25 protein-coding genes are annotated in these 22,703 nt (G+C 42.2%); 7 read left to right on the forward strand and 18 right to left on the reverse strand.

Features of this window, described 5'->3' with window-relative positions; translation table 11 throughout:
• From H513_RS21730 to H513_RS0116565, 4 genes are all read left to right on the forward strand, one after another.
• Positions 1-123, forward strand: a 123-nt coding sequence (locus H513_RS21730; RefSeq protein ID WP_154655283.1) for a transposase, incomplete at its 5' end; no start/stop codon positions are given.
• A gap of 128 nt (positions 124-251) precedes the next feature.
• Entirely contained in the window at positions 252-893 is a 642-nt protein-coding gene (locus tag H513_RS0116555; protein WP_026801719.1) for a GNAT family N-acetyltransferase, read from the forward strand.
• A gap of 13 nt (positions 894-906) precedes the next feature.
• Complete coding sequence (locus tag H513_RS0116560) at positions 907-1,554, forward strand: acetoin utilization AcuB family protein (RefSeq protein ID WP_026801720.1); 648 nt, start codon at positions 907-909, stop codon at positions 1,552-1,554.
• On the forward strand, positions 1,551-2,726 hold the full coding sequence (locus tag H513_RS0116565; RefSeq protein WP_036770645.1) for an acetoin utilization protein AcuC: 1,176 nt from the start codon (positions 1,551-1,553) through the stop codon (positions 2,724-2,726). The genes H513_RS0116560 and H513_RS0116565 overlap by 4 nt, the downstream gene beginning before the upstream one ends.
• 47 nt (positions 2,727-2,773) lie before the next feature.
• On the opposite strand, the gene motS is transcribed toward H513_RS0116565, so the two are convergent.
• The 7 genes from motS to H513_RS0116600 form a co-directional block, all read right to left on the reverse strand.
• Positions 2,774-3,562 (reverse strand): flagellar motor protein MotS, encoded by a 789-nt coding sequence (gene motS / locus H513_RS0116570; protein ID WP_026801722.1) that lies wholly within the window; start codon positions 3,560-3,562, stop codon positions 2,774-2,776.
• Entirely contained in the window at positions 3,552-4,376 is an 825-nt protein-coding gene (gene motP, locus H513_RS0116575; RefSeq protein ID WP_026801723.1) for a flagellar motor protein MotP, read from the reverse strand. The genes motS and motP overlap by 11 nt, the downstream gene beginning before the upstream one ends.
• Positions 4,377-4,431: 55 nt before the next feature.
• Positions 4,432-5,430 carry a catabolite control protein A gene (gene ccpA / locus H513_RS0116580; protein WP_026801724.1) on the reverse strand — a complete coding sequence of 333 codons (999 nt, stop codon included), beginning with the start codon at positions 5,428-5,430 and terminating at the stop codon, positions 4,432-4,434.
• Between the two features lie 208 nt (positions 5,431-5,638).
• The gene (locus H513_RS0116585; protein WP_026801725.1) at positions 5,639-6,700 is read right to left on the reverse strand and encodes a bifunctional 3-deoxy-7-phosphoheptulonate synthase/chorismate mutase; all 1,062 of its coding nucleotides are present in this window, start codon (positions 6,698-6,700) and stop codon (positions 5,639-5,641) included.
• Between the two features lie 300 nt (positions 6,701-7,000).
• Entirely contained in the window at positions 7,001-7,327 is a 327-nt protein-coding gene (ytxJ, locus tag H513_RS0116590) for a bacillithiol system redox-active protein YtxJ (RefSeq protein ID WP_026801726.1), read from the reverse strand.
• Between the two features lie 77 nt (positions 7,328-7,404).
• Positions 7,405-7,860, reverse strand: coding sequence for a YtxH domain-containing protein (locus H513_RS0116595; RefSeq protein WP_026801727.1), 456 nt, complete (start codon positions 7,858-7,860; stop codon positions 7,405-7,407).
• Positions 7,861-7,894: 34 nt separating this feature from the next.
• Positions 7,895-8,317 carry a DUF948 domain-containing protein gene (locus H513_RS0116600; RefSeq protein ID WP_026801728.1) on the reverse strand — a complete coding sequence of 141 codons (423 nt, stop codon included), beginning with the start codon at positions 8,315-8,317 and terminating at the stop codon, positions 7,895-7,897.
• Positions 8,318-8,498: 181 nt separating this feature from the next.
• Here H513_RS0116600 and H513_RS0116605 point away from each other — a divergent pair, with 181 nt between their 5' ends.
• Positions 8,499-9,614, forward strand: a complete 1,116-nt coding sequence (locus H513_RS0116605) for an aminopeptidase (protein ID WP_026801729.1) — start codon at positions 8,499-8,501, stop codon at positions 9,612-9,614.
• Positions 9,615-9,658: 44 nt separating this feature from the next.
• On the opposite strand, the gene murC is transcribed toward H513_RS0116605, so the two are convergent.
• The 8 genes from murC to H513_RS0116645 form a co-directional block, all read right to left on the reverse strand.
• Positions 9,659-10,954 (reverse strand): UDP-N-acetylmuramate--L-alanine ligase, encoded by a 1,296-nt coding sequence (gene murC, locus H513_RS0116610; RefSeq protein WP_026801730.1) that lies wholly within the window; start codon positions 10,952-10,954, stop codon positions 9,659-9,661.
• A 195-nt stretch (positions 10,955-11,149) separates the two neighbouring features.
• Entirely contained in the window at positions 11,150-12,256 is a 1,107-nt protein-coding gene (locus H513_RS0116615; RefSeq protein WP_026801731.1) for a nicotinate phosphoribosyltransferase, read from the reverse strand.
• A gap of 106 nt (positions 12,257-12,362) precedes the next feature.
• On the reverse strand, positions 12,363-15,107 hold the full coding sequence (locus H513_RS0116620) for a DNA translocase FtsK (RefSeq protein WP_231572140.1): 2,745 nt from the start codon (positions 15,105-15,107) through the stop codon (positions 12,363-12,365).
• Positions 15,108-15,282: 175 nt separating this feature from the next.
• Positions 15,283-15,894 (reverse strand): YtpR family tRNA-binding protein, encoded by a 612-nt coding sequence (ytpR, locus tag H513_RS0116625; RefSeq protein WP_026801733.1) that lies wholly within the window; start codon positions 15,892-15,894, stop codon positions 15,283-15,285.
• Between the two features lie 16 nt (positions 15,895-15,910).
• Positions 15,911-16,726, reverse strand: a complete 816-nt coding sequence (locus H513_RS0116630; protein ID WP_026801734.1) for a DUF1444 domain-containing protein — start codon at positions 16,724-16,726, stop codon at positions 15,911-15,913.
• Positions 16,727-16,894: 168 nt separating this feature from the next.
• The gene (locus H513_RS0116635) at positions 16,895-17,212 is read right to left on the reverse strand and encodes a thioredoxin family protein (RefSeq protein WP_026801735.1); all 318 of its coding nucleotides are present in this window, start codon (positions 17,210-17,212) and stop codon (positions 16,895-16,897) included.
• Positions 17,213-17,225: 13 nt separating this feature from the next.
• On the reverse strand, positions 17,226-18,266 hold the full coding sequence (locus tag H513_RS0116640; protein WP_026801736.1) for a PTS sugar transporter subunit IIC: 1,041 nt from the start codon (positions 18,264-18,266) through the stop codon (positions 17,226-17,228).
• Between the two features lie 114 nt (positions 18,267-18,380).
• Positions 18,381-18,947: a hypothetical protein gene (locus H513_RS0116645; protein ID WP_026801737.1), complete on the reverse strand. Its 567-nt coding sequence runs from the start codon at positions 18,945-18,947 to the stop codon at positions 18,381-18,383.
• A 150-nt stretch (positions 18,948-19,097) separates the two neighbouring features.
• On the opposite strand from H513_RS0116645, the gene H513_RS0116650 reads away from it, so the two are divergent.
• Positions 19,098-19,538: a YtoQ family protein gene (locus H513_RS0116650; protein WP_026801738.1), complete on the forward strand. Its 441-nt coding sequence runs from the start codon at positions 19,098-19,100 to the stop codon at positions 19,536-19,538.
• Positions 19,539-19,603: 65 nt separating this feature from the next.
• Here H513_RS0116650 and H513_RS0116655 read toward each other — a convergent pair whose 3' ends face one another.
• Together H513_RS0116655 and H513_RS0116660 are read right to left on the reverse strand one after the other, a co-directional pair.
• A complete protein-coding gene (locus H513_RS0116655) occupies positions 19,604-20,134 on the reverse strand; it encodes a DUF84 family protein (RefSeq protein WP_026801739.1) in 531 nt (176 codons plus the stop codon).
• 53 nt (positions 20,135-20,187) lie between these two features.
• Positions 20,188-21,261 (reverse strand): M42 family metallopeptidase, encoded by a 1,074-nt coding sequence (locus tag H513_RS0116660; RefSeq protein ID WP_026801740.1) that lies wholly within the window; start codon positions 21,259-21,261, stop codon positions 20,188-20,190.
• 154 nt (positions 21,262-21,415) lie between these two features.
• On the opposite strand from H513_RS0116660, the gene H513_RS0116665 reads away from it, so the two are divergent.
• Complete coding sequence (locus tag H513_RS0116665; RefSeq protein ID WP_026801741.1) at positions 21,416-21,730, forward strand: PepSY domain-containing protein; 315 nt, start codon at positions 21,416-21,418, stop codon at positions 21,728-21,730.
• Positions 21,731-21,765: 35 nt separating this feature from the next.
• On the opposite strand, the gene H513_RS0116670 is transcribed toward H513_RS0116665, so the two are convergent.
• Positions 21,766-22,629 carry a YtnP family quorum-quenching lactonase gene (locus H513_RS0116670; protein WP_026801742.1) on the reverse strand — a complete coding sequence of 288 codons (864 nt, stop codon included), beginning with the start codon at positions 22,627-22,629 and terminating at the stop codon, positions 21,766-21,768.
• Positions 22,630-22,703 lie beyond the last annotated feature (74 nt).

The raw sequence follows: 22,703 nt of genomic DNA on the forward strand, positions 1-22,703 counted from the left end.
TTGAACAATCAAACGAAGGTTATTAAGCGAGATGCGTTCGGATTCCGAAGGTATGACCGTTTCCGATTGAAGATTCTTCTGCATCATCAATACAAACATACAAAAGACTTTCAAGTTGGTTAAGGGGCAGGAGCTTGCCTCCTACCCCAACAATTGACTTAGAACCTTTCTTTTTTCTGACACACGTTCTGATTACGTTTTACATCAATTCATGTATAATAGGAGCAAATGGTTTTACAGGTGGTGTCCATATGAATCATGTAAAAACACATCACGCCGTTCAAATTGACTCTTCTAAAGGGACAGTGGTCATTGAAGGGCCTCTATCTTCACATGAACTAGCAAACTATGACTTTCACGAAGACCTAAAGGCTTTTCGTCCTGCAGATAAGCAATTTGAAGCGGTTAAGAAAATTGCTGATTTTGAAGAAGGTCGCATTATTGTGGCACGAACAGACACAACAATTGTTGGATATGTCACCTATCTTTATCCTGACCCACTTGAGCGTTGGTCAGAGTTCAACATGAAAGATTTGATTGAATTAGGAGCAATTGAAGTCATTCCTGATTATCGAGGCGAGCACGTTGCTTCTAAACTCTTAAAAGTTTCTATGCTTGATGAAGCGATGGAAGATTTCATTGTAATCTCGACAGAGTATTACTGGCATTGGGATTTATCGGGCACAAAGTTAAATGTTTGGCAATACCGTGCTGTCATGGAGAAAATGATGAGCGCTGGTGGACTAACACCATATCCGACGGATGATCCTGAAATTGTGTCCCATCCAGCAAACTGCCTAATGGCAAGAATAGGGAGAAATATCCCTAAGCAAAGCGTAGACCAGTTTGAGAAACTTCGGTTTTTAGGCCGACATCAACATCGTTTTTTATAGGAGGAGATTTGAGATGTTAGTAGAGCAAATCATGAGTAAGGATGTTATTACCTTGCCTCCTGAGGCAACAATTGAAAGCGCTTTAAAGTTACTCCATGAGCATCACATTCGGCATATTCCAATAGTCGACGTACTCGACCACGTCGTTGGAATAGTCTCCGATCGAGATGTACGGGATGCGAGTCCCTCTATCTTAAACCAACAACCTTCTTTCAATGAACTCCAAAACGAAGTAAGAACCATCATGAGCTCTCCCGTTGTTACCGTTCATCCACTCGACTTCGCTGAGGAGACGGCTTCAATCTTCTATGAACAGGAGTTTGCTTGTGTTCCAGTTACCCAAGAAGGAAAACTGGTCGGCATCGTAACTGAGAAGGATATGCTTCATACTTTAATCCAACTAACCGGGGTACATGTCCAAAGCTCTCAAGTGGAGCTGAAAGTCCCCCATCGCCCTGGCATCCTTCCAGAAGTTACAGCTGTCCTAGGTAAACGTAAAGTCAACATCACATCAGTATTGATTTACCCTTGTGAGGAAGACCCAGACTACAAAATACTAGTATTCCGAATCCAGACGATGAATCCCCTTCCGACTATTCGTGATTTAAGAGATGCCGGCTATGAGATTCGATGGCCAAACGTTGCGGAGATGAACGTATGAGTTGTCATGCAGCCTTTGTCTATTCGGAAGACTTTACAACGTATAAATTCCGAGATGACCATCCTTTCAATCAATTACGAGTTAAACTAACGTATGAGCTACTAGTCGACGCACAAGCCATTGAACCACACCATCTTCTCTCCCCTAGACAAGCATCTGATGAAGAAATCCAACTCATACACCACCCCAAATACGTAGACGCAGTAAAAAAAGCAAGTAAACAACTTCTAACTGAAGAACAAGCATATGAATTTGGACTTGGCACAGAAGACACTCCTATGTTCCAGAACATGCATGAGGCTTCCGCATTATTAGTAGGCGGCTCTTTATCAGCCGTTGATGCAGTTCTATCTGGCAAAGTGAAACATGCATTAAATTTAGGAGGTGGTCTCCACCACGGTTTTGAGCGTAAAGCTTCTGGCTTTTGTATATACAATGACGGCGCAATCGCCATCGAGTATATTCGAAAACACTATGGCTATAAGGTGCTCTACGTAGATACCGATGCTCACCACGGAGACGGGGTCCAATGGGCTTTTTATGATGACCCAAACGTATGCACATTGTCCATACATGAAACAGGTCGCTATCTTTTTCCAGGGACAGGACAAGTCAGTGAACGAGGTTTAAAAGAAGGGTATGGGTATAGTTATAACATTCCCTTAGACGCTTTCACAGAAGATGAGTCGTTTCTACAAGCGTATGAGACCGCTCTTGAGGAGATTGCTTCCTACTTCCAACCGGACGTTATTATCACCCAGAACGGGGCAGACGCCCATGTATATGACCCTCTCACTCATTTATGTGGAACGATGAAGTTATACGAAGAAATACCAAAGCTTGCTCATTCCATTGCTCACCGGTATTGTGAAGGCAGGTGGATTGCGCTTGGTGGTGGAGGTTATGATATTTGGAGAGTTGTCCCGCGTGCATGGGCTCAAATTTGGAATGTAATGGCTACCAATCATCCTATGGAAGGAAGATTGCCAGAACAATGGCTAGCTAAATGGAGTGCACAATCCCCTGTCTCACTACCAGTGTCCTGGCAAGACCCAGAAGGAATCTGTAAACCAATACCGAGACAAGCAGAGATTAATGAGAAGAATAATAAAGTCTTGCATAAAGCACTAGAGACAATACCAAAACACATTGCGCCTCACAAAAGTCTCTAAGATAGAAAGAAAGAGCGAAGCCCTCATATCCTATGAGAGATTCGCTCTTATCTTGCCTCTGCCCCATCATACTGCGGATCTAAAATGACAATCTCAACTCTCCGATTTGTACGAAGATTGTTTTCCGTATCATTTGAGACTCGAGGTCGTGTATCACCATAACCTACTGCACTAAACCTAGATGGGTCTACTGGATATTCTGTTGTTAAGTACCGAATCACTGAGCTAGCCCTAGCTGCAGATAGCTCCCAATTGGATGGATATCGATATGTAGAAATTGGACGGTCGTCTGTGTGTCCTTCTATCTTCACATGGTGAGGAATTTCACTTAGGAGCACGGCCACTTTGTTCAAGAACGGCTCTCCTTCAGCAATGATTGATGCCTGTCCACTTTCAAACAGTACCTGCTCTTCTAGAATGAGAACAACGCCTCGTTCTGTTCGATTAGTCGTAATCGAATCAGTCATGTCATTACGCTCTAAGAACGCTTGTACCTCGAGCACCAGTTCATCAAGCTTTTCTTCTGATTGACCACCGAGTTCATCATTATCTTGATTGTTTTGGCCTTGTATCTCATATTGGTTTACATCATTTACATTTAACTCTTGGTTTTGCTTTTCAGAAGGCTGTTCGAACTCAACAATGGAAGGATAAAAGTCGAATATCCCTCTACTTTCAAACGAATCCGCTATGGCTTGAAATTTGACTAAATCAATTTGGGACATAGAGAAGAGCAAGATGAAGAAGACAAGAATGAGTGTCATCATATCTGAATACGTAACCATCCACTTTGGTGCACCTTTGTCCACCTTTTTCTGCTTTCGGTTACGCTTCATTGACCGTATCCCCAATCATATCCCCTTCTGATTCCTCTTCAACACGATTTCTTTCTTCCTCAGAAAGGAAAGCGCTAAGTTTCTCTTCTAGCACTTTAGGATTCTGACCTGATTGAACGCCAATAACGCCTTCAATAATAATTTGCTTCCGAAACATCTCTTGCTCTGTTTTGTTCTGAAGTTTGCCAGCCATCGGAGTGAACACTAAGTTTGCTAACACCGTACCATAAAATGTTGTTAATAAGGCAACGGCCATATTAGGTCCTAACGTTGAAGGGTCATCAAGACTACTCAACATCAGAACAAGCCCGATTAAGGTACCAATCATCCCCCATGCAGGAGCATATTCAGCAGCCTTCTCAACGATTGCACGTGACCGACTATGACGTTCCTCTGTTGCGGTAATTTCAGCACTCATAATGTCACTGATGACTTCAGGCTCAATCCCATCTACAGCAAGCAATATCCCTTTACGAATGAATGGGTCTTCAACTTCATCTAATTCAGCCTCAAGAGCGAGTAAACCCTCTCGTCTTGCTTTTTCAGATAAGTGTACAAATTTGTTAATTAAGCCTTTTAGGTCTTCATCATTTCGGCTAAAGGCCTCTTTAATGATCTTGCCTGTCAACTTAAGCTCTTTTAGGTTGAAGTTAATTAACATAGCAGCGGCAAGTCCACCAATCACGATGACAATAGATGAAACTTGAACGAAGGACACAAATCCTCCGATTCCGCTGTTTGAGAAAATCCCAAAGAAAATCATAAGCAGACCGATGACAATTCCTATCGGAGTTAATAGATCATTTCGTTTCATTGTCTCTCTCCCTAACTATAAGACGATATGAATCTATTTCTCTGTATCGGTTGGATTACGATTTTGTTGAGTTTCTTTCAACATTTCTATGGGGAAGAATGACATTTTGTTCTTCGACTTCTTCACCATTCATGTATTTCGTAAGAAGACGCATAGATACCGCTCCCATATCATACATCGGCTGAACCACTGTTGATAATGTAGGACGGACCATCGTCGCTAAACGCGTGTTGTCAAATCCGAATACTTCAATATCATCAGGTACATGGAGACCTTTATCCTGTGCCCCATGAATAACACCAAGCGCCATTTCGTCAGATGCAACGAAAATTCCAGTCGGATGTTCGTCCATTTCTGTTAAATATTGAACTGCTTCGATTCCACTATCATACGTGTAATCACCTTTAACAACGTAGCGATCATCCACTTGTGCTCCGAATTCGCTAATGGCACGCTTGTACCCGTTATATTTCTGCTCATTAATCTCAGTGTCTAAAGGACCTGATACGAACGCAACGTTTTTGTTTCCGCTATCAAAAAGCGTTTTCGTAGCTTCATACGCAGCATCTTCATAATTGATATTTACAGAAGGAATTGTATTCGTTTCATCTACAGTGGCTGCAAGCACTACTGGAACTGGTGAGTTTTGAAACTCTCGAACGTGGTCTTCTGTAATTCTTCCACCCATAAATACAAGTCCATCTACCTGTTTACCTAACATGGAATTAATCAGGTGAAGTTCTTTTTCTTTGTTTTGGTCAGAGTTGCTAAGGATAATGTTGTATTTGTACATCGTTGCAATATCTTCAATTCCTCGTGCCAGCTCTGCAAAGAAGATGCTAGAAATGTCAGGGATAATGACACCTACTGTTGTAGTCTTCTTGCTTGCAAGCCCTCTTGCTACTGCGTTCGGACGATAGCCAAGACGGTCAATTGCATCTAATACTTTCTTCCTTGTGGCAGGTTTCACATTCGGGTTTCCATTTACGACACGTGAAACGGTCGCCATTGATACGTTCGCCTCACGGGCCACATCATATATTGTTACATTCATATTCATTTGCCTCCTCAGTCGTTCACCTTACGTTACCGTTATCTCTAGTATTGCTGTTAACAATGATACGATACTATGCATTGTAGCGCAATGTTTCGACATTTCCTGCATATCTATCGGATATAAATAAACAAAAAGAAAACGCCAACATAGGTTGACGTAATCATAAGTTTATTAAACCACTCCGAAAATAGCAAGATAGAGGAGATTAATTATTCTTTAATTCTGTAATGAAATTGTTAAACGTGTCGATATCCATTTGTTGAGCGGAATCAGAAAGTGCTACCGCAGGGTCTGGGTGTACTTCTGCCATCACTCCATCTGCTCCAATCGCCATCGCAGCTTTCGCAGTAGGAAGAAGTAGATCGCGGCGACCTGTAGAGTGTGTCACGTCTACGAATACTGGCAAGTGTGTTTCCTGCTTCAAGATTGGTACAGCTGAGATATCAAGCGTGTTACGCGTTGCTTTCTCGTAAGTACGAATGCCGCGTTCACAAAGGATAATGTTTCCATTACCTTGGGAGATAATGTACTCTGCAGCATTAATAAACTCTGAGATTGTTGCGGACATTCCTCGTTTTAAGAAGATTGGCTTATCAACTTGACCTGCTGCTTTAAGAAGCTCAAAGTTCTGCATGTTACGAGCGCCAATTTGAATCATGTCTACGTAGTTAACCGCAACTTCAATATCTGCAGGGTTTACGATTTCACTTACTACAGCAAGACCGTACTCATCCCCTACTTGACGAAGAATCTTCAATCCTTCTAAGCCAAGACCTTGGAAATCATATGGTGAAGAACGTGGTTTGAATGCCCCACCACGAAGAATGTTTAAGCCTTGGGCTTTAATCGCCTTCGCAACTTCAGCTACTTGCTCATAACTTTCAACAGCACATGGTCCCATGATGAAGTGAGGGTTCCCATCGCCAATTTTCTCACCATTCAACTCTACAATTGTGTCTTCAGGCTTTTTCTTACGAGAAACAAGTAATGCCTTACGATGGTCATCTTCTTGAAGCTCTAGGCTTGCCTTGAAGATCTCTTTAAAGATATGTTCAATCGTTGATTGTTCAAATGGTCCATCATTAAGATTCTTAATCTGGTCTAGCATCTGACGCTCACGAACTGGATCGTAACGATTCATGCCTTGTTGCTGTTTCGTTTGTCCAATCTGTTGCGCAACCTTAGCTCGCTTATTAATAAGTGTAAGCAGCTCTTGGTTAATCTCGTCTAATTCTAGTCTTAACTGGTCTAATTCTTCATTACTCATTTCTGAACGCCCCCAATAATTATGAATGCTTTAACAAAATTATATAAATTTTATTTGAATTAGGAATTATTATAGCTAATAATTTTCCACTTGTCACGAAAAACTTTTTTACGCTTTACCGCGAACAAGCGTTGAAGCCCAAAAGACAGGGTTTTTCCGTAAAAAATCATACTTCCTTCCCATAGAAATAATCCCTTACATAGCTATGCAAAATCTGAAACTACGTTCCTCTTCCTATGTAGTATAGGCACTAGCACCGTTCCATATTGAGATATAAAAAAGGCTACCCAATTGGTAGCCTTACTGTTCTGCCGCTTCTTTCAGAGCATCCTTTGTAATTCTCATGTGAGACGTATTCCACTTCACTTCTTCATTCTTAATGAAAAGGGCCTGAGGAGATTCATGCTTCACACCGAAAACTTCAGCAATCTTATCTGAGAGAGGTCGAGCATGTTGGATTTCGACGATATAAGTTGGTCGATTACTTTCCTCAGCAAAGTCCATGTACTTCGTCTTTGCCTGTGCACTAATGGGACAGGTGACGCTGTGCTTAAGCACATAGAACTCCTCATTCTCTTCTAACACCTTACGGAACTCCTCATATGTAGCAATCGTTTCTGCGCTCACAACATTACCTCCTAATATAAAAAAAGCTACTGGTCATTACTTTAACATGACCAGTAGCTCTTATACTACTCGTACGCTTACGCACGAGAGGCTGTTTCTACTTCTTTCGCATCATCGGACTGTTGACGCTCAAGCTCTTTTGAAGCTTCTTCAATGGCTTCAGCTACTTCCTTTGCAGCTTGTTCAGCCTGACGCTCTGTATTGTTACGGTTCTGCCACGTTTGAGTGGTTTCTTTAACTTTATCCGATAATTCTTGAGATTTCTCTTGAATGGTCTTCCCAAATTGTGAAGAACCTTCAACCGCACGATTCTTCCAGTCTGAACTTGTGTCATAAGCTACATCTTTCCATTCTCCTGCGCGCTCCTTCACATAGCTAGCGCTTTGGTTTAAGTCGCCACGTAGCTCTTTACCGGATTTAGGCGCAAGTAAGAGTGCGGAAAAGGCACCTACAATTCCACCAATTAGTGTTCCGATTAGAAAGTCTTTACTGTTAATGTTTTGATTTTGATTTTGATCTTGTTGGTTACTCATTGTAATTCCTCCTCTTAAATATTTGAAAAGAAGCTTATGCTTCGGTTTTCTTTTCTCTCTTAAACTTCTTGTAAAGATCCATTCCAATTTGTCCCCACTTAACAGCTTGAGCAGCTTGCTCAGAGTTCTTCTCTGCTACTGTTGAAACATTTGAAGATATGGATTGGATGGACGCATTGAAATCTTGAATGGATTCCCCAATGCCCTTCACGCCATCGACGAGCGTGTTTAACCGCTGAGATTTGTCGCTAATGTCTTCCGCTAAATGATTTGTCTTATTCAACAGAGCGGTCGTTTCTACCGTAATGCCTTCCATCTGCTTCTCTAGTCCTTCAAGCGTTGAGGCTACGTTGTTTAACGTCCGTTGTGCGGAAGAAAGTGTTTTAGACAAGTAAACCACAAGCACGGCAAATGCAATGGCAAAAATGAGTGCTGCGATGTACAGGATGATTATCATAATCTTTAGGTCAACTCCTTGTATGTATGCAGGTACATAATTTCGCTTTCCCTAGCTTATTTTACACTAAACCTATTCTTGTTACTATTCGATGGAAATATCCATAGTCCTGCTAGTTCAGACTTTTTTTAATACTGAATTTTCTGTATGATGTACATATATACATAGAGGAGGAATAAAGATGCGTGACCCTCGGATTCAACAATTAGCCCACCAAATTGTACATTACTCTGTTCAATTACAAGCTGGGGAGAAATTGTTAATAGAAAATACAGGCTTACAGGACGAACTTGTTTCAGCTCTTGTAGAAGAAGCTTATGCAGCAGATGGGCTGCCATTTGTGTGGATTAAAGACCAGAAGATACTCCGCTCCTTACTCTTACAGGCAAAGGAAGAGCAGCTTGAGGAGCTTGCTGAGCATGAAGCGGGATTAATGAAGAATGTAGATGCTTACATCGCAATTCGGTCTGGAGACAATATATCTGAACTTGCCGATATCCCTGCCGAACAAATGAAAATGTACAACAGTATTGTTGGGCAGAAAGTGCATCGAGAATGGCGCGTACCTAAAACGAAATGGTGTGTACTTCGCTATCCTAATGCTTCTATGGCTCAACTAGCGAACATGAGCACAAATGCCTTCGAAGATTTCTACTTCGATGTTTGTACGCTAGATTACAACAGAATGGGTACTGCCATGGACGCTCTTGTTCAGATGATGGAACAAACTGACCAGGTACATATTAAGGGGCCTCAAACTGATTTGACGTTCTCCATTAAAGATGTTCCCGTCGTGAAATGTGCTGGCGAATTAAACATTCCTGATGGGGAAGTGTATACAGCTCCTATTCGAGATTCTGTTAACGGAACGATCCATTACAATACCCCTTCTCCATACAACGGTTACACATTTGAAGATGTCAAATTAACATTCCGTGATGGAAAGATTGTAGAGGCTACAGCCAACGATACAGATAGAATCAACGATGTATTTAACACCGATGACGGCGCACGTTACGTTGGGGAATTCGCTATCGGTGTGAACCCTCACATCAAGCACCCTATGAAAGATATTTTATTTGACGAGAAGATTGATGGTAGTTTCCACTTCACTCCTGGTCAATGTTATGAAACGGCTCCAAACGGAAACGACTCCGCAATCCATTGGGACCTTGTTTCCATCCAGCGCCCTGAGTACGGCGGTGGTGAAATTTATTTCGATGGTAAGCTTATTCGTAAAGATGGTCGCTTCGTCGTACCAGAATTAGAGAAACTAAACCCAGAGCATCTTTCCTAACTATATAAAAACCCGTTCAGCACATAGACTGAACGGGTTTATTATTATTCACTATCGTTTTCATAAGCTTCTTGGAACTTCTGAATATCCCCAGCACCCATAAAGATTAGAACTGCATCTTCATATTGCTTAAGCACAGACGTCTCATCCAGATTTAAGATATAGGACTGGTCAATCTTTTCTTGTAAATCATGAATAGAGAGCTTGCCTGATTCTTCGCGGGCAGAGCCAAAAATATCGCATAAATACACATAATCTGCTTCTCCTAAGCTGTCTGCGAACTCTTGAAGGAACATACGTGTACGTGTATACGTGTGAGGTTGGAAGATCGCTACAACCTCTCGATTTGGATATTTCTTTCGCGCTGATTCGATTGTTGCCTCAATCTCACGATGATGGTGTGCGTAATCATCGATAATGATTTGATTGTTGAAGGTCTTCTCAGTAAATCGACGTTTCACACCTTCAAAGGAACGCAAGTGTTTAATATCATCGGATTCAAAGCCTTCATAGTGACAAAGAGCAATAACTGAAAGAGCGTTTAAGACACTGTGTGTACCATATGTTGGAATCACAAATGTATCATAGAACGTGTTCCGTACGAACACATCGAACTCTGTTCCAGCTTCAGTCTCATGTACATTCTGCGCCTGAAAGTCGTTCCCCTCACCGAGTCCATAATAGACGACTGGCACCTTGGCTTGAATCTGCTGTAGATGTTCATCATCTCCACAAGCAATAATGCCTCGTTTCACTTGCTTCGCCATTTGCTGGAATGCATCGAATACATCCTCTACACTTGTAAAGTAATCCGGATGGTCAAAGTCAATGTTGGTCATGATTGCATAGTCTGGTTCATACGCTAAGAAGTGTCTACGATATTCGCACGCTTCAAAAGCGAAGTATTTGCTGTTCTCATGGCCTCGGCCTGTGCCGTCACCAATTAGGAAAGAGGTAGGCTCTACACTTGAGAGGACGTGCGAGAGCAGTCCTGTCGTCGACGTTTTGCCGTGTGCTCCTGTTACAGCGATACTCGTGTATTGATCTGCATATTGACCGAGAAATTCATGGTAACGATAGAATGGCAATCCAAGTTCTTTCGCTGCTTTAATTTCCTCATGGTCGTCTTTAAATGCGTTTCCTGCAATAATCGTTAAGCCTTCATTAATATTTGCTACATCAAAAGGAAAGAGTGGAATCCCTTTGTTCTCTAATGCTTCTTGAGTGAAAAAGCGTTTGTCAACGTCTGACCCTTGTACATGTTCACCCGCGTCATGAAGAATTTGAGCTAGTGCACTCATTCCGGTACCTTTAATACCAATGAAATGGTAAGTTGTCATATAAATAGAACCTCCACAGTAAACAGTCGTTTCTGTTTGTTAGTATATGTATCCTAAAGTAAGGTTGAGCCTATACAATCGTTTATTCTGTATCCATCGACTAATTATAGCAAATCCTCCACACTCCGTGAACGGGTTGTTCCGATTTCCTATACTTAATCAAAATAAAAGGATGACAGAGAATCTGTCAACCTTTTAGAATTCATATTCAACTTTCTGTAAGCGAGGATTCGGGTGATAACGACGCCCTTCCTTCGCTTCTGGCTTCCCATTTAACAGAACATTATCGCCTGTAAAGCCTGTCGTAATGGTAAGTAGACTACTGCCTACCCCGTACATATCAACTGGAACAGTCAATTCTTCAAAGTGCTGAATTCGCTCTTCTGTGAATCCACCACTTACCATAATCTTCACGTGGAAGAAACCTTCTTCATCAAGCGCCTTACGAAGTGCGAAGATAAGCTCAGGATTCACACCTCGTGGGTCGAAATTCCCCATAACATGTTGATTTCTCAGGAAATATTTATCGATTAGTGTACGAGATGTATCTACTCGAACACCTATTAGTTCTTCTCCAAATTCTCGAGCAACCTTTAACGAATCTGTAATCACATCATTGTTGTAATCAACTAAGGCAATTAAATCATCCTCTGGGAAACGATTTGCGTAAGCCTTCGACGCTTCGACAATGTCTCCATTAAACATTTGGATTAGGGCATGGGGCATCGTGCCCATTCCTTTCTTACCCCACCATTCGTTCATTGCATGGGTTGCCTGTGCTGTTGCTCCTCCAATGTAAGCAGAGTAGCCGTCACCGGATTGTTGGGTAAAGTGGTCATCACGGTCTCCCATGAAGATCACCGGCTTTTGCTTACCAGAGATTCTAGCAGCTTTCACTACGTTGTATACATTTGTTGCTACAGACGTTCTTCTCGCTAATATTCCATCTATAATTCCTTCAAGGAATCCGAAATATTGATAAGGACCTGTAATGGTCATCACGGTCTCAAATGGACTAATGCGGTCTCCATCTTCTAGAGAATAAATCTCTAGTTGGTCTGGATTCTTAGCAAAGGTTTGAATCAGTGCGATTACTTCATCGGTTCCACATAGTACGGCATCGCTCTTCTGGAAGAATTGCATCGTAACCACGTTGTCAGGAAGGGCTTCAGAAACAATATCAACAGTCTTTAAGAAGTAAACGGCTGAGAACCATCCTTCACCGACCCGTTCATCGAATTTAAACGTCTGATTCGTTAGACGTTTAATTTCACCATTCATCTTTTTCTCAATTTCTTTCATTTCTCGCTAACCCCTTATCGTCATACTGCGCTATAGATGTACCTAATTACTAATAGTATAAAAATCACGTCGATTCGACAAGTTCTCTGTTTAAATTACTAGATTATTACTTCGCTGAAGTCGCTTGACGCAACTCCTCAAATTCCGATAAGGACACATACACATCACGAGGCTTGCTTCCTTTCGGTCCTGAAATAATCCCTTTCTCTTCCATGGTATCAATGAGTCGAGCTGCTCGGTTGTAACCAACTTTGAAGCGCCGTTGGAGAAGAGATGCACTAGCACCGCTTTGTTGAATAACGAATTCCACAGCAGCATCAAATAAATCGTCTTCTTCTTCGAAATCGGTTTGAAGAATGAGTTCGTCTTGTTCAAAGACATAATTAGGTGGAGCAATCTTCTTCACATAAGATGTAATTCGCTCAATTTCTTCATCCGATACAAAGGCACCTTGAATTCGCTGTGTCTTCCCAGAGCCGTTCTCCAAGAAGAGCATATCTCCTCGCCCTAACAACTTCTCTGCTCCGCTCGTATCAATAATCGTTCTAGAATCCACTTGAGACGACACGCTAAATGCCATACGTGTCGGGATATTCGCCTTAATAAGACCTGTGATGACATCAACTGAAGGGCGTTGGGTTGCCACTAGGAGATGAATCCCACAAGCTCTCGCTTTTTGAGCAATCCGACAGATGGCGTCCTCTACATCTTGTGGGGACATCATCATAAGGTCTGCTAATTCATCTATGACGATAACTAAATAAGGCATATGAGCATCTGGACGACCTTGCTTCTTCATCTTCTCATTGTATCCATCAATGTTCCGAGCGCCTTCTTTAACGAATTTCTCATAGCGCTCTTCCATTTCATTTACTGCCCATTTCAATGCAGATGTTGCGGCCTTGACATCATTAATGACAGGAGCAACTAAATGAGGAAGGTCGTTATAAGGTGCAAGTTCGACCATCTTAGGATCAATCAGTAGGAATTTCACGTCTTCGTGATGAGCCTTATATAAGAGACTAATTAGTATGGTGTTGATGTTCACACTCTTACCAGAACCAGTAGCACCCGCAATCAACCCGTGCGGCATCTTTCTTAAATCGGTCACAATCGGTTCACCTGAGATGTCTAATCCAAGACCGACAGAAAGTGGTGATGTAGCAGATTTAAACGCGTCACTTTCAAAGATTTCTTGAAGGCTAACCGCTTCCGGAGTTTTATTCGGAACTTCAATGCCAATTGCGTTCTTTCCTGGGATTGGAGCTTCCATACGGATATCTTTAGCTGCCATGTTCAGTTTAATGTCATCCGCTAAATTCGTAATCTTACTCACTTTAACCCCAGGTTCTGGTTGAACTTCAAACCGAGTAACAGAAGGCCCTTTGGTAGCATGAACGACGCTTGCTTTAACGTGAAAATGTTTAAGCGTTGTTTCAAGAAGGTCTTTCTGTGCTTCAATCCACTCCGCGTCATCTTCATTCCGCGGTGGCATGTCTTCTAACAAATGAACAGGTACGGATACTGTTTTGTCTTTCGGAGCGACCTTTGGTTCATGCTCATCATCTGCATCGCTTAGAGACTCTTCTTCTTGTTGAACCTGGACTGGTTCTGATGACATTTGTTGTTCATCCTTAGCCTTTCGGTCCCGGTCTCGATTCCGCTTATCCATAGGAGTCATCATCACGTTGAACGGTCGTCTACTCCTAGTCGGTTCTGGACGAGCAGTCTCCATTTCTTCCACGGTTTCTTCTTGCTTCACATTCCCTTTGGATTCGGTTACAGGTGTAGACTGGTTAGATTCGTCTAACTCTTCTTGTTCAGCAGGAAACACGTCATCTGTGTCATTTGAAAGGAACTCATCTACCTCCTGCTCAAATTCCTCTTCATGTTCATGTGCAGGGTGTTCCGTAGACTCAACCGTATCGTCTACGGCTGGTTCTCCTTCAGTCTCTTCCTCTTCATCGTCCATATCTAGCTCTAACGACAAGCCCTGCCCTGAACTGGAGTCGGATTGTTCGTCATCTTCAAACTCAAGTCGATCCTCACGCTTCCAGTGCGGTGATATCATATCTTCATCAAAGAACACAGGAGAAGAGGTAGACTCAGCTTCTATATCCTCACCTAAGTCTTCGTCTTCAGTGGAGACTTCACCCTGTTGATTCTCATCTATATGGGTTTCCTCTTGGTCAACCATTTCCGACTCTTCATGGACGAACAGGTTGACGACATTCTCCTCTTCCTCAACGTCAGCTTCGTTTACGAGATCTCGTGTATGTACGTCTTCATCTGTCTCTTGTTGTAATAGCTCAAATCCCTCTGAATCTTGTTCTTTAGAAGGTTCAGGCTCTACTTCTTCTTGTTGCTGTTTCTCAGCTAACTTTCTTAAGTAGGCAGGTACATCGTCTAAATCTGATACACGAATGCGGTCCTCACGTTTCCCGAATCCATAGATGGGAGAAGGAACTTCTGAAGGCGTAAAAGGTCTAGAGAAGTGTGGTTCTTGCTCTTCTTTCTCATTCCAACTATTGCTAGACTTTGATTCCTCATATTCATAGTCTTCTTCTCGATTTTGTTTATAAGAATATCGTTGTTCAGTTTGACGTGAATTATAAGACGTCTTCCGCTGCAAACGCTCTTCTCGTGAATAGGTAGTTCGTTGCTCTAAGTTCTCATCTGGAATGACCGGGAACCGAAAAGCACGTTCTTTCGGATATTGGTAGGCCATCTTTGTATCAAATGAAGAATCATTGCTTTTTTTATGGTATTGTCCTTCTTCGGCGTCATTATCGGAGTACTTATTTGCTGTTTCTCTTTCTTCTTCTGAAAGTTGTCGGAACCATTTTTTCATCCGATCCCACATTGGGTCATCACTCTTTCTGTTTAGGGTTAATCCTTTTCATTTTAACAGGTTTTAAAGAGATATTGTGAACTACCTTTTGAATTGTAAGAAAAATACCTCTTTAGATTCATAAAAAAACCCTTACTATCCTCTAAAGATAGCAAGGGGGATTTGTCTTGTTGACTTAAGCCTGGAAGAACGTCTCACCAGGGTTACGTTCGCCTTCAAGAACAAGGATTCCTTTTTCTTTTGGAGCATCTGGAAGATCCAATTCTTTAGCGGAACAGATCATTCCGTGAGAAGGGACACCACGTAGCTCAGTGGCTTTAATTTCCATTCCACTTGGCATTACAGCACCTACTTTAGCAACAACAACATGTTGACCAGCATCCACATTCGGTGCACCACACACAATCTGAACAACTTCTTCACCAACGTCTACTTGGCATACGCTAAGTTTATCAGCATTTTCATGTTGAGCTTTCTCCTTCACATAGCCTACGACAAATTTCGGTGAGAAATCGGCTTCTACGGAGTGTTGAATGTTATTCTTCTGAAGCACATCATTGATTTGGTCAACCCAATTCTGGTCTAACGAAATGGCGCCTTGTTCTTCTTTAATAGAGAAATATTCAGATGCACGGAAGATATTGAAACCGAATGTCTCCCCTGTTGTTTCGTGGTAAGTGCGAGCCACGTCTCCTTGTTTTTCTACAGCTAAATCTGCACGCGTCCCTTTTGTTAGTGAAACAATTAGGACGTCTCCAATACCTTGAAGGTTATAGTAAGCGTTCATCACAAATCTCCTTTATCTATTCATCGTTTTCAGTAGTTGGTTTTTTCTGTGCTAAGACAAAGATAGGTTCGAGCTCTTTCTGGTCATACAGGAATGGAAGAGAAGTGACTGGGACTCGTCCTTCAGCAAAGAATTTAAACGTCATTTGAGCTAGGATGTCATAACCAGAAGCGTTTGTAATATCAGCGAAGATTAACACATCTGAGTGTGGTACGGCAACTGCGAGCTCCCCTTCACTGTTCGCTTTCATTTCTTCTAGCAAGGCGTCATTCAGAATTCTTGAGGAATCATAGCCATCATTGGTAGAAATAAATGTAAACGTGTTGCCAGCTACCACATCTTGTTTCATTGTGGTAGGCAAAGCACGTACATTGAATTTCGCTACCTCTTTCAAGCGGTCCTCAGTCCAACCTTCTTCGGTTACCATAGACTTGTCAATCAATCGATACGATTTTCCTAGGTCTAGTGCGTAGTAAATTCTTGTTTCGGCTGTATGGTCCTCGTACACAAGCTCCTTGCCATCTTTCGTTTCTGTAGGAAAGGACGCTGCGCGAATGACGGGTACAATGTGCTTCTCTTTCCCTACCAGATGTTGCTCTTCATTCATGATCCGTAGCGCCTCAGAAATATGTTCCTCTAAGTCGTTTAGCGCCTCTTCCCCGCGCTCTTCCCATTTCGAAATCGTACCAGGCAAGGAAATGTTCACTCCTTGCTTAGAGTCTTTCCACTCTACACGAAACGTATCTTTATCTCGGTTAAAGCTTGTCTTCCATTCTTCTCGTTGGAAGCGAGCTTCTAGCATCTTCTTCATTTTAATACTTGTCATTTTCATATGATCTTTCCTCCTTTACAACGTTCGAGGAAACCGTTCCTTGTACATTTTAGCATGATTCCTTTCGTAGAAAAAGAAGGCTCTGTTAAAACCTTCCGATACGCCCCCATCTACAACGAACTATTCTCAAAAAGAAAGGCCACCGATTTGGTGGCCTTCGTAGGCAATTTAGCTCGGAAGTCCATTCATAAATGTTTGAACTTCTTCTTTTGTTTTCCGGTCTTTGCTTACGAAGCGACCTACTTCTTCGCCACGGTCGAATGCTATGAAGCTTGGAATACCGAAGATGCCTTGGTCAATACATAGGTCAATGAACTGGTCACGGTCCACTGATACCCATACGTAATCTTTGTATTGTTCTTGTAGTTCATCTAAATGTGGGTCAATGACATGACAGTCAGGGCACCATTTCGCGGTGAACATAAATACGGTTTTACCGTTGTCTTTTAATTCATTAAATTGCTCTATAGATTGCAGTTGTTGCATGTTATAGGCCTCCCTAATCGTAAGAAATCTTTAAGTCCCCAGGTTGAATCCATCCCCTCTTCCTAAACCATTCAGAGAGAACAAGAGTAATCAGAGCTGGTCCAACGATATGCAGACAAAGGATTACGATAAGGATTTCGATTGAAACTCCCATAGATTCAAAGGTCATAATTTGTCCAACGAATCCACTCGTCCCCATACCTGCTCCTGATGCGTTGTTGGTTAATTGTAACCATACAGTTCCAAGTGGGGCAAGTATGGCGCCTGCTAGTGTAGGAGGTAAGATTAGGATTGGTTTTCGAAGGACATTCCCAATTTGGAGCATAGACGTACCCACTCCTTGTGCAACGAATCCTCCAATCCCATTCTCCCGGTAACTCATCGTTGCAAAGCCAATCATCTGAGCTGCACACCCAATGGTAGCCGCCCCTGCTGCTAATCCATTCAAATCGAGCATGATAGCAATCGCAACACTTGAAATTGGAGCGGTTAACGCCCACCCCATTAAGATAGCCACAACAACTCCCATTACAAGTGGACGTTGGTCTGTCGCCCATACAATAAGCTCCCCAAACCCTGTCATAAACTGATTCACAAGAGGACCAATGAAACTTCCAACGGTAAATCCGACAAGAATCGTTGTCAGGGGCGTTACGATGATGTCTAACTTCGTTTCTTTGCTAATCAATTTCCCTAGTTCAACTGCTAAAACAGTCGACACATAGCTTCCAGCAGGTCCTCCAAGCTCAGCCCCAAATGCCCCGCTAAAGAGAGCTGAAAACAAGACGAGTGGAGGGGCATTCAATCCATAAGCGATTGCGACACCAATCGCTCCACCATAGATCTTACTATCCATAGCAAAGGTCCCCATTTCAATTAACGGGTCTGAAATAGGAGCATAGCTGATCTGATTGCCAATTGTTTGTATAATTAGTCCAATAATTAAAGAAGCAAATAGTCCTAATGCCATATAACTTAATGCTGTAATGAAGTACCGCTTAGCAGACAGTTCAATCCCTTTCCGCGTTAGAAATGATGAGGATTGCTGTGTCATTGTAGTCCCACCTATCTATTGTCATTTGTGAATCTAATCACATTATGAATGAAGAAACACCCCTATGTTTATGCACATAGGGGTCATAGGCTAACATCCAGCCTTTCTCCTTTATTACTTTGTATCCCCTTTAGATGTTTCGTAAGCGATGGAAAGCACGACTTCCATCATATCTTTGGCATCCTCGTCCAATTTATGCTTTTCTGTAACTGTTGTCATTTTCACTCCGCCAACGCTCACTTGAAGCTCGTAGTCATCTTCCAAGGCAAGTACACGAATATAACCAAATCGGTCAGTGCTCGCCTTGTCTGTAGCCTCGTCGCTCTGGAAAGACTGAATCAACAGCTCATCCTCTGCCTTCGCAGATTCATAAAATGTGTCACTCGTTAGTTGTTCATAAGGGTTATAGAACACTAAGTATTTTTGTCCATTTGAATTAAGTTGTATGTTATTCGGTTGTTCTTTCGATACTTCCATGTGTTCAGGAACGTATAAAGACACGTGTTCTAATGATTCGTTCGTTTCGACGTGGTCACTGTAAAAGACTTGCTCTGCACTCGCTTCTGCAGCCTTAGCTGCTTGTTTCCCAGTCTTTAAATACCCAGCAGAATAAAGCATACCTCCAGCAACAAGGACAATGACTACAAGTACAAGTAGCCACTTTCTGTTCTGTTTCATCATGTTCTTGCCTCCTACCAATCTTCCTCATCCTCTTATAATCTTACATGCAAATTCAACTTTGACAAGGGCAAATTCATGAATGTAAAGCAGATTATCTGCAAATTGTAACCGTTTCCTTTACAGTGTAGATAGTAGACTAGGAGGGATGAAATGAAACTTACCATTTATTTAGCAGGAGAAATTCACTCGAATTGGAGAGGAAAGGTGAAAGCACTTGCTGAGGAGAAAGATCTATCGTGCACATTTGTAGGTCCACAAGAGAATCACGGACGCTCAGATGAAATAGGAGAAATGATTTTAGGGTCTCAACCAAACTCCATTGTAAAGGATGAAGCCGCTTCAAGAATTAATAATTTAAGAACCCAAGTTCTAATGGAACAATCGAACTTGGTCATTGCCCTCTTTGGTGATGAGTACAAGCAGTGGAATACTGCGATGGATGTGAGCGCGGCTCTAACCGCAGGAAAGCCTGTCATCCTTATTCGCCCTGAACATCTCCATCACCCACTGAAAGAGCTATCCAACAAAGCAAATGTGACAGTGGAAACAATCGAACAAGCACTCTCAGTTGTTCACTATATTTTTGAATAAAAAGCCATAATCAAATTCACACCAATAAAAGAACCAACGTGCAAATTCGCACGTTGGTTCTTTACTTAAGAGCCTTCAATTCGTTGGCCCTCGTTGCATTGAAACATATCATATTGTCCTTTAAGCAACTTCACAACATGAGCAAAGAGTTCATCTCGATTCACAAGACCGTTTGTGAAAACGCCAATGGCTCCTTCGTTATTACGGACGCCCTTCTTCTTCGTGTAGGCATCCATCACATCACCAAGCTCCTTGCCTTTGTTCAGTTCAGATGCGACCTCATCTGGTAAAGGAATACGAGCACCACTTGCTGTATAGACATTCTCTTTGTCACAGACAAGTGCACCCCAGTTACAGAGATAAAGGTCCCCTTCAAACTCCATAACTCCACCTTCAAGGCCAACCCCAATTGCACCTTTTTCTTGGCTAGCACATTCCCTCGCCCGATTAATAGCACCTTCTCGTGTTTCTTCATCAGAGAACGGTTGAGAAGAAACCTTCGAACTCACTTCCATTCCTTCGATGTCACAATCATGAAAGACTTGTTGTACCGCATGAACTTTAGTGGGATTCTTTGACCCGACTATAATTTTCATGATTTCATCCTTTCTTTGCTGCTAGCAGATCATGACTGAACGCTTAGGTTCAATTACGCTTTTGAAACAATTTGTTCAAGTGTATTTCGATCTGTCGACTTCACTAGCTTTATTATCAATTCTTTAGCTGCTGCATAATCATCAATATGAATCATAGAGGCAGAAGTGTGAATATATCTTGAACATATGCCGACTACCGCGGATGGAACGCCTTCACCAGACATGTGGACACGCCCTGCATCCGTACCACCTTGTGAAACAAAGTATTGGTAAGGAATATCATGGGTTTCAGCCGTATCCAATACAAATTCACGCATTCCCTTATGTGTAATCATGGATTTATCCAATATACGAAGAAGTGCGCCTTTCCCTAATTGACCGAATTCATTCTTGTCCCCATTCGTATCATTGGCTGGAGAAGCATCCAATGCATAGAATAGATCAGGCTGAATTAAATTCGCCGCAGTTGCAGCTCCTCGTAAGCCTACTTCTTCTTGAACAGTTGCCCCAGAGTAGAGCTCATTCGGGAGCGACTCACCATGAAGTTCTTTCAGTAATTCAATAGCAAGACCACAACCATAACGGTTATCCCACGCCTTAGCAAGGATTTTCTTGTCGTTTGCCATTTCTGTAAATGGGCTGACCGGAACAATTTGCTGACCAGGACGAATCCCAATTGACTTCGCATCTTCCTCATCATCAGCTCCAATATCAATCATCATATTCTTAATATCCATTGGCTTGTTACGTTGCTCTGGAGTTAAATTATGTGGAGGAATGGAACTAATTACCCCAATAACCGGACCCGATTCTGTCATGACTTGCACACGTTGTGCAAGTAATACTTGGCTCCACCATCCTCCAAGCGTTTGAAAACGGATCATACCGTTTCTTGTGATTTGCGTAACCATAAAGCCAACTTCATCCATATGGCCAGCTACCATCACGCGAGGACCACTTCCGTCCCCTTTCTTGTATCCAAATACGCTACCTAATTTATCTTGGACAAGCTCATCAGAGTATTTGTTCAATTCTTCCTTCATGAAAGACCTGACAGCACCTTCGTTCCCTGGAGCACCTTGTAGCTCTGTGAGCGTTTTAAATAACTGTTTTGTTTCTCCATTCATATGTACACATCTCCAATTCACCGTAGTAATCTCCCTATATTCTATCGAAAGATAAAATTCGTTTCCAGTTTAGGGAGTCAACATTTTCTATTTTTCTTATGATTCGATATACTAGTAAGTAACGTTTTCTCATTGTTTAGAAGGGGTGGATCGAATGAAAATGAAAAAAACACTAGCGATAGCGGGTGCTGGAGCCATTGCCGCTTACTTTGTCACAAAGCAGCTTCAAAATGACCAACGACTTTCTCCAGAGAAAGCCCTTAAAGTTGCGAAAGAATCCTTTAAACGTCAGGGTCCTATTAGTGGATCGTGGATTTACATGAAGCCGGAAGAGTGGACAAGTGAAGAGGTCCCTTACACGGTGTACCGTGGAGGAATCTCAAAAAGCGTAGATGGAGAAACCCAGCAATATGAATTTCACGTGGATGCCGAGACAGGAACAATCCTTGATGTGGCACCCGTATCCTAACAGAAACCTTGCTACAATTGTAGCAAGGTTTTTTCTTACTTATGAACGGGGTACGCATACTGCTCTCTCGCTACTGATTGAGCATGTTCACCCTTCTCGTTGAATTGTACTGCACGATAAATCGCATCGTGATAGAACGTAAGCCATGCACCTTCTTTAATTGCCTCGTCTAGCCACCTCTTTTTCTCATGTACAGAGGTGACAGGATAGTCATCATACGCTAACACCCAAAGAGGGTTACGGTGTGCATGCGTTGGCATTAAGTCCGCCATGTGGATGAATTGATGTTCTTCATCTATGTAACGAATAATTGCATGCCCATTGCTATGTCCACTCGTATGCCACATACCAAGTCCTTCATCAATCTTCATATGATGAGAAAATGTTTTCACTTGATGCTTTATTGGACGCCAGTTATCTTCCCAGTACGTATTGACTGACCGCATGTTCGGTTCTGTAACTTCCTCCCACTCTACTTGAGATACATAGATGGTTGCGTTTTCAAAAGTTGGAACAAGTTCTTCCCCATCCCACTTCGTAAGCCCACTAGCATGATCAAAGTGCATGTGAGTCATGAGAACAGCATCAATTGAGGCTGTCGATAAACCCAACTGACTCAAACTACGATCAATGGATGACTCTTCACATACACCAAAATTACGAAGTTGCTTCTCCGTTAACTTATCATTGCCGATTCCCGCATCAATTAAATATCGCTTTCCACTAAGTTCTAATAGAATAGGGTCTGTTCTTAATTCAATTTGATTCCGGTCATTAACAGGGTACTTCTTACTCCAAAGTGGTTTAGGGACAACACCGAACATGGCCCCTCCATCCATATGGGTCACGCCACCTTGCAACCAGGTCAATTTCGCATTCCCAACCGTTAACGTTTCCATTCTTCTTCCCCCTCATCCCAATATAAAAACAGTGTAGCATAGACCACACTGTTTCTGTAACCGAGATAGTAGGC

The organism is Pontibacillus halophilus JSM 076056 = DSM 19796, assembly GCF_000425205.1.
GTDB lineage: Bacteria > Bacillota > Bacilli > Bacillales > BH030062 > Pontibacillus_A > Pontibacillus_A halophilus.

Coding starts and splice junctions, on each gene's coding strand:
- H513_RS0116555 (WP_026801719.1), top strand. CDS start 252: ATGAATCATGTAAAAACACATCACGCCGTTCAAATTGACTCTTCTAAA.
- H513_RS0116560 (WP_026801720.1), top strand. CDS start 907: ATGTTAGTAGAGCAAATCATGAGTAAGGATGTTATTACCTTGCCTCCT.
- H513_RS0116565 (WP_036770645.1), top strand. CDS start 1,551: ATGAGTTGTCATGCAGCCTTTGTCTATTCGGAAGACTTTACAACGTAT.
- motS (WP_026801722.1), bottom strand. CDS start 3,562: ATGAAGCGTAACCGAAAGCAGAAAAAGGTGGACAAAGGTGCACCAAAG.
- motP (WP_026801723.1), bottom strand. CDS start 4,376: ATGAAACGAAATGATCTATTAACTCCGATAGGAATTGTCATCGGTCTG.
- ccpA (WP_026801724.1), bottom strand. CDS start 5,430: ATGAATGTAACAATATATGATGTGGCCCGTGAGGCGAACGTATCAATG.
- H513_RS0116585 (WP_026801725.1), bottom strand. CDS start 6,700: ATGAGTAATGAAGAATTAGACCAGTTAAGACTAGAATTAGACGAGATT.
- H513_RS0116595 (WP_026801727.1), bottom strand. CDS start 7,860: ATGAGTAACCAACAAGATCAAAATCAAAATCAAAACATTAACAGTAAA.
- H513_RS0116600 (WP_026801728.1), bottom strand. CDS start 8,317: ATGATAATCATCCTGTACATCGCAGCACTCATTTTTGCCATTGCATTT.
- H513_RS0116605 (WP_026801729.1), top strand. CDS start 8,499: ATGCGTGACCCTCGGATTCAACAATTAGCCCACCAAATTGTACATTAC.
- murC (WP_026801730.1), bottom strand. CDS start 10,954: ATGACAACTTACCATTTCATTGGTATTAAAGGTACCGGAATGAGTGCA.
- H513_RS0116615 (WP_026801731.1), bottom strand. CDS start 12,256: ATGAAAGAAATTGAGAAAAAGATGAATGGTGAAATTAAACGTCTAACG.
- H513_RS0116620 (WP_231572140.1), bottom strand. CDS start 15,107: ATGAAAAAATGGTTCCGACAACTTTCAGAAGAAGAAAGAGAAACAGCA.
- ytpR (WP_026801733.1), bottom strand. CDS start 15,894: ATGAACGCTTACTATAACCTTCAAGGTATTGGAGACGTCCTAATTGTT.
- H513_RS0116630 (WP_026801734.1), bottom strand. CDS start 16,726: ATGAAAATGACAAGTATTAAAATGAAGAAGATGCTAGAAGCTCGCTTC.
- H513_RS0116635 (WP_026801735.1), bottom strand. CDS start 17,212: ATGCAACAACTGCAATCTATAGAGCAATTTAATGAATTAAAAGACAAC.
- H513_RS0116640 (WP_026801736.1), bottom strand. CDS start 18,266: ATGACACAGCAATCCTCATCATTTCTAACGCGGAAAGGGATTGAACTG.
- H513_RS0116645 (WP_026801737.1), bottom strand. CDS start 18,947: ATGATGAAACAGAACAGAAAGTGGCTACTTGTACTTGTAGTCATTGTC.
- H513_RS0116650 (WP_026801738.1), top strand. CDS start 19,098: ATGAAACTTACCATTTATTTAGCAGGAGAAATTCACTCGAATTGGAGA.
- H513_RS0116655 (WP_026801739.1), bottom strand. CDS start 20,134: ATGAAAATTATAGTCGGGTCAAAGAATCCCACTAAAGTTCATGCGGTA.
- H513_RS0116660 (WP_026801740.1), bottom strand. CDS start 21,261: ATGAATGGAGAAACAAAACAGTTATTTAAAACGCTCACAGAGCTACAA.
- H513_RS0116665 (WP_026801741.1), top strand. CDS start 21,416: ATGAAAATGAAAAAAACACTAGCGATAGCGGGTGCTGGAGCCATTGCC.
- H513_RS0116670 (WP_026801742.1), bottom strand. CDS start 22,629: ATGGAAACGTTAACGGTTGGGAATGCGAAATTGACCTGGTTGCAAGGT.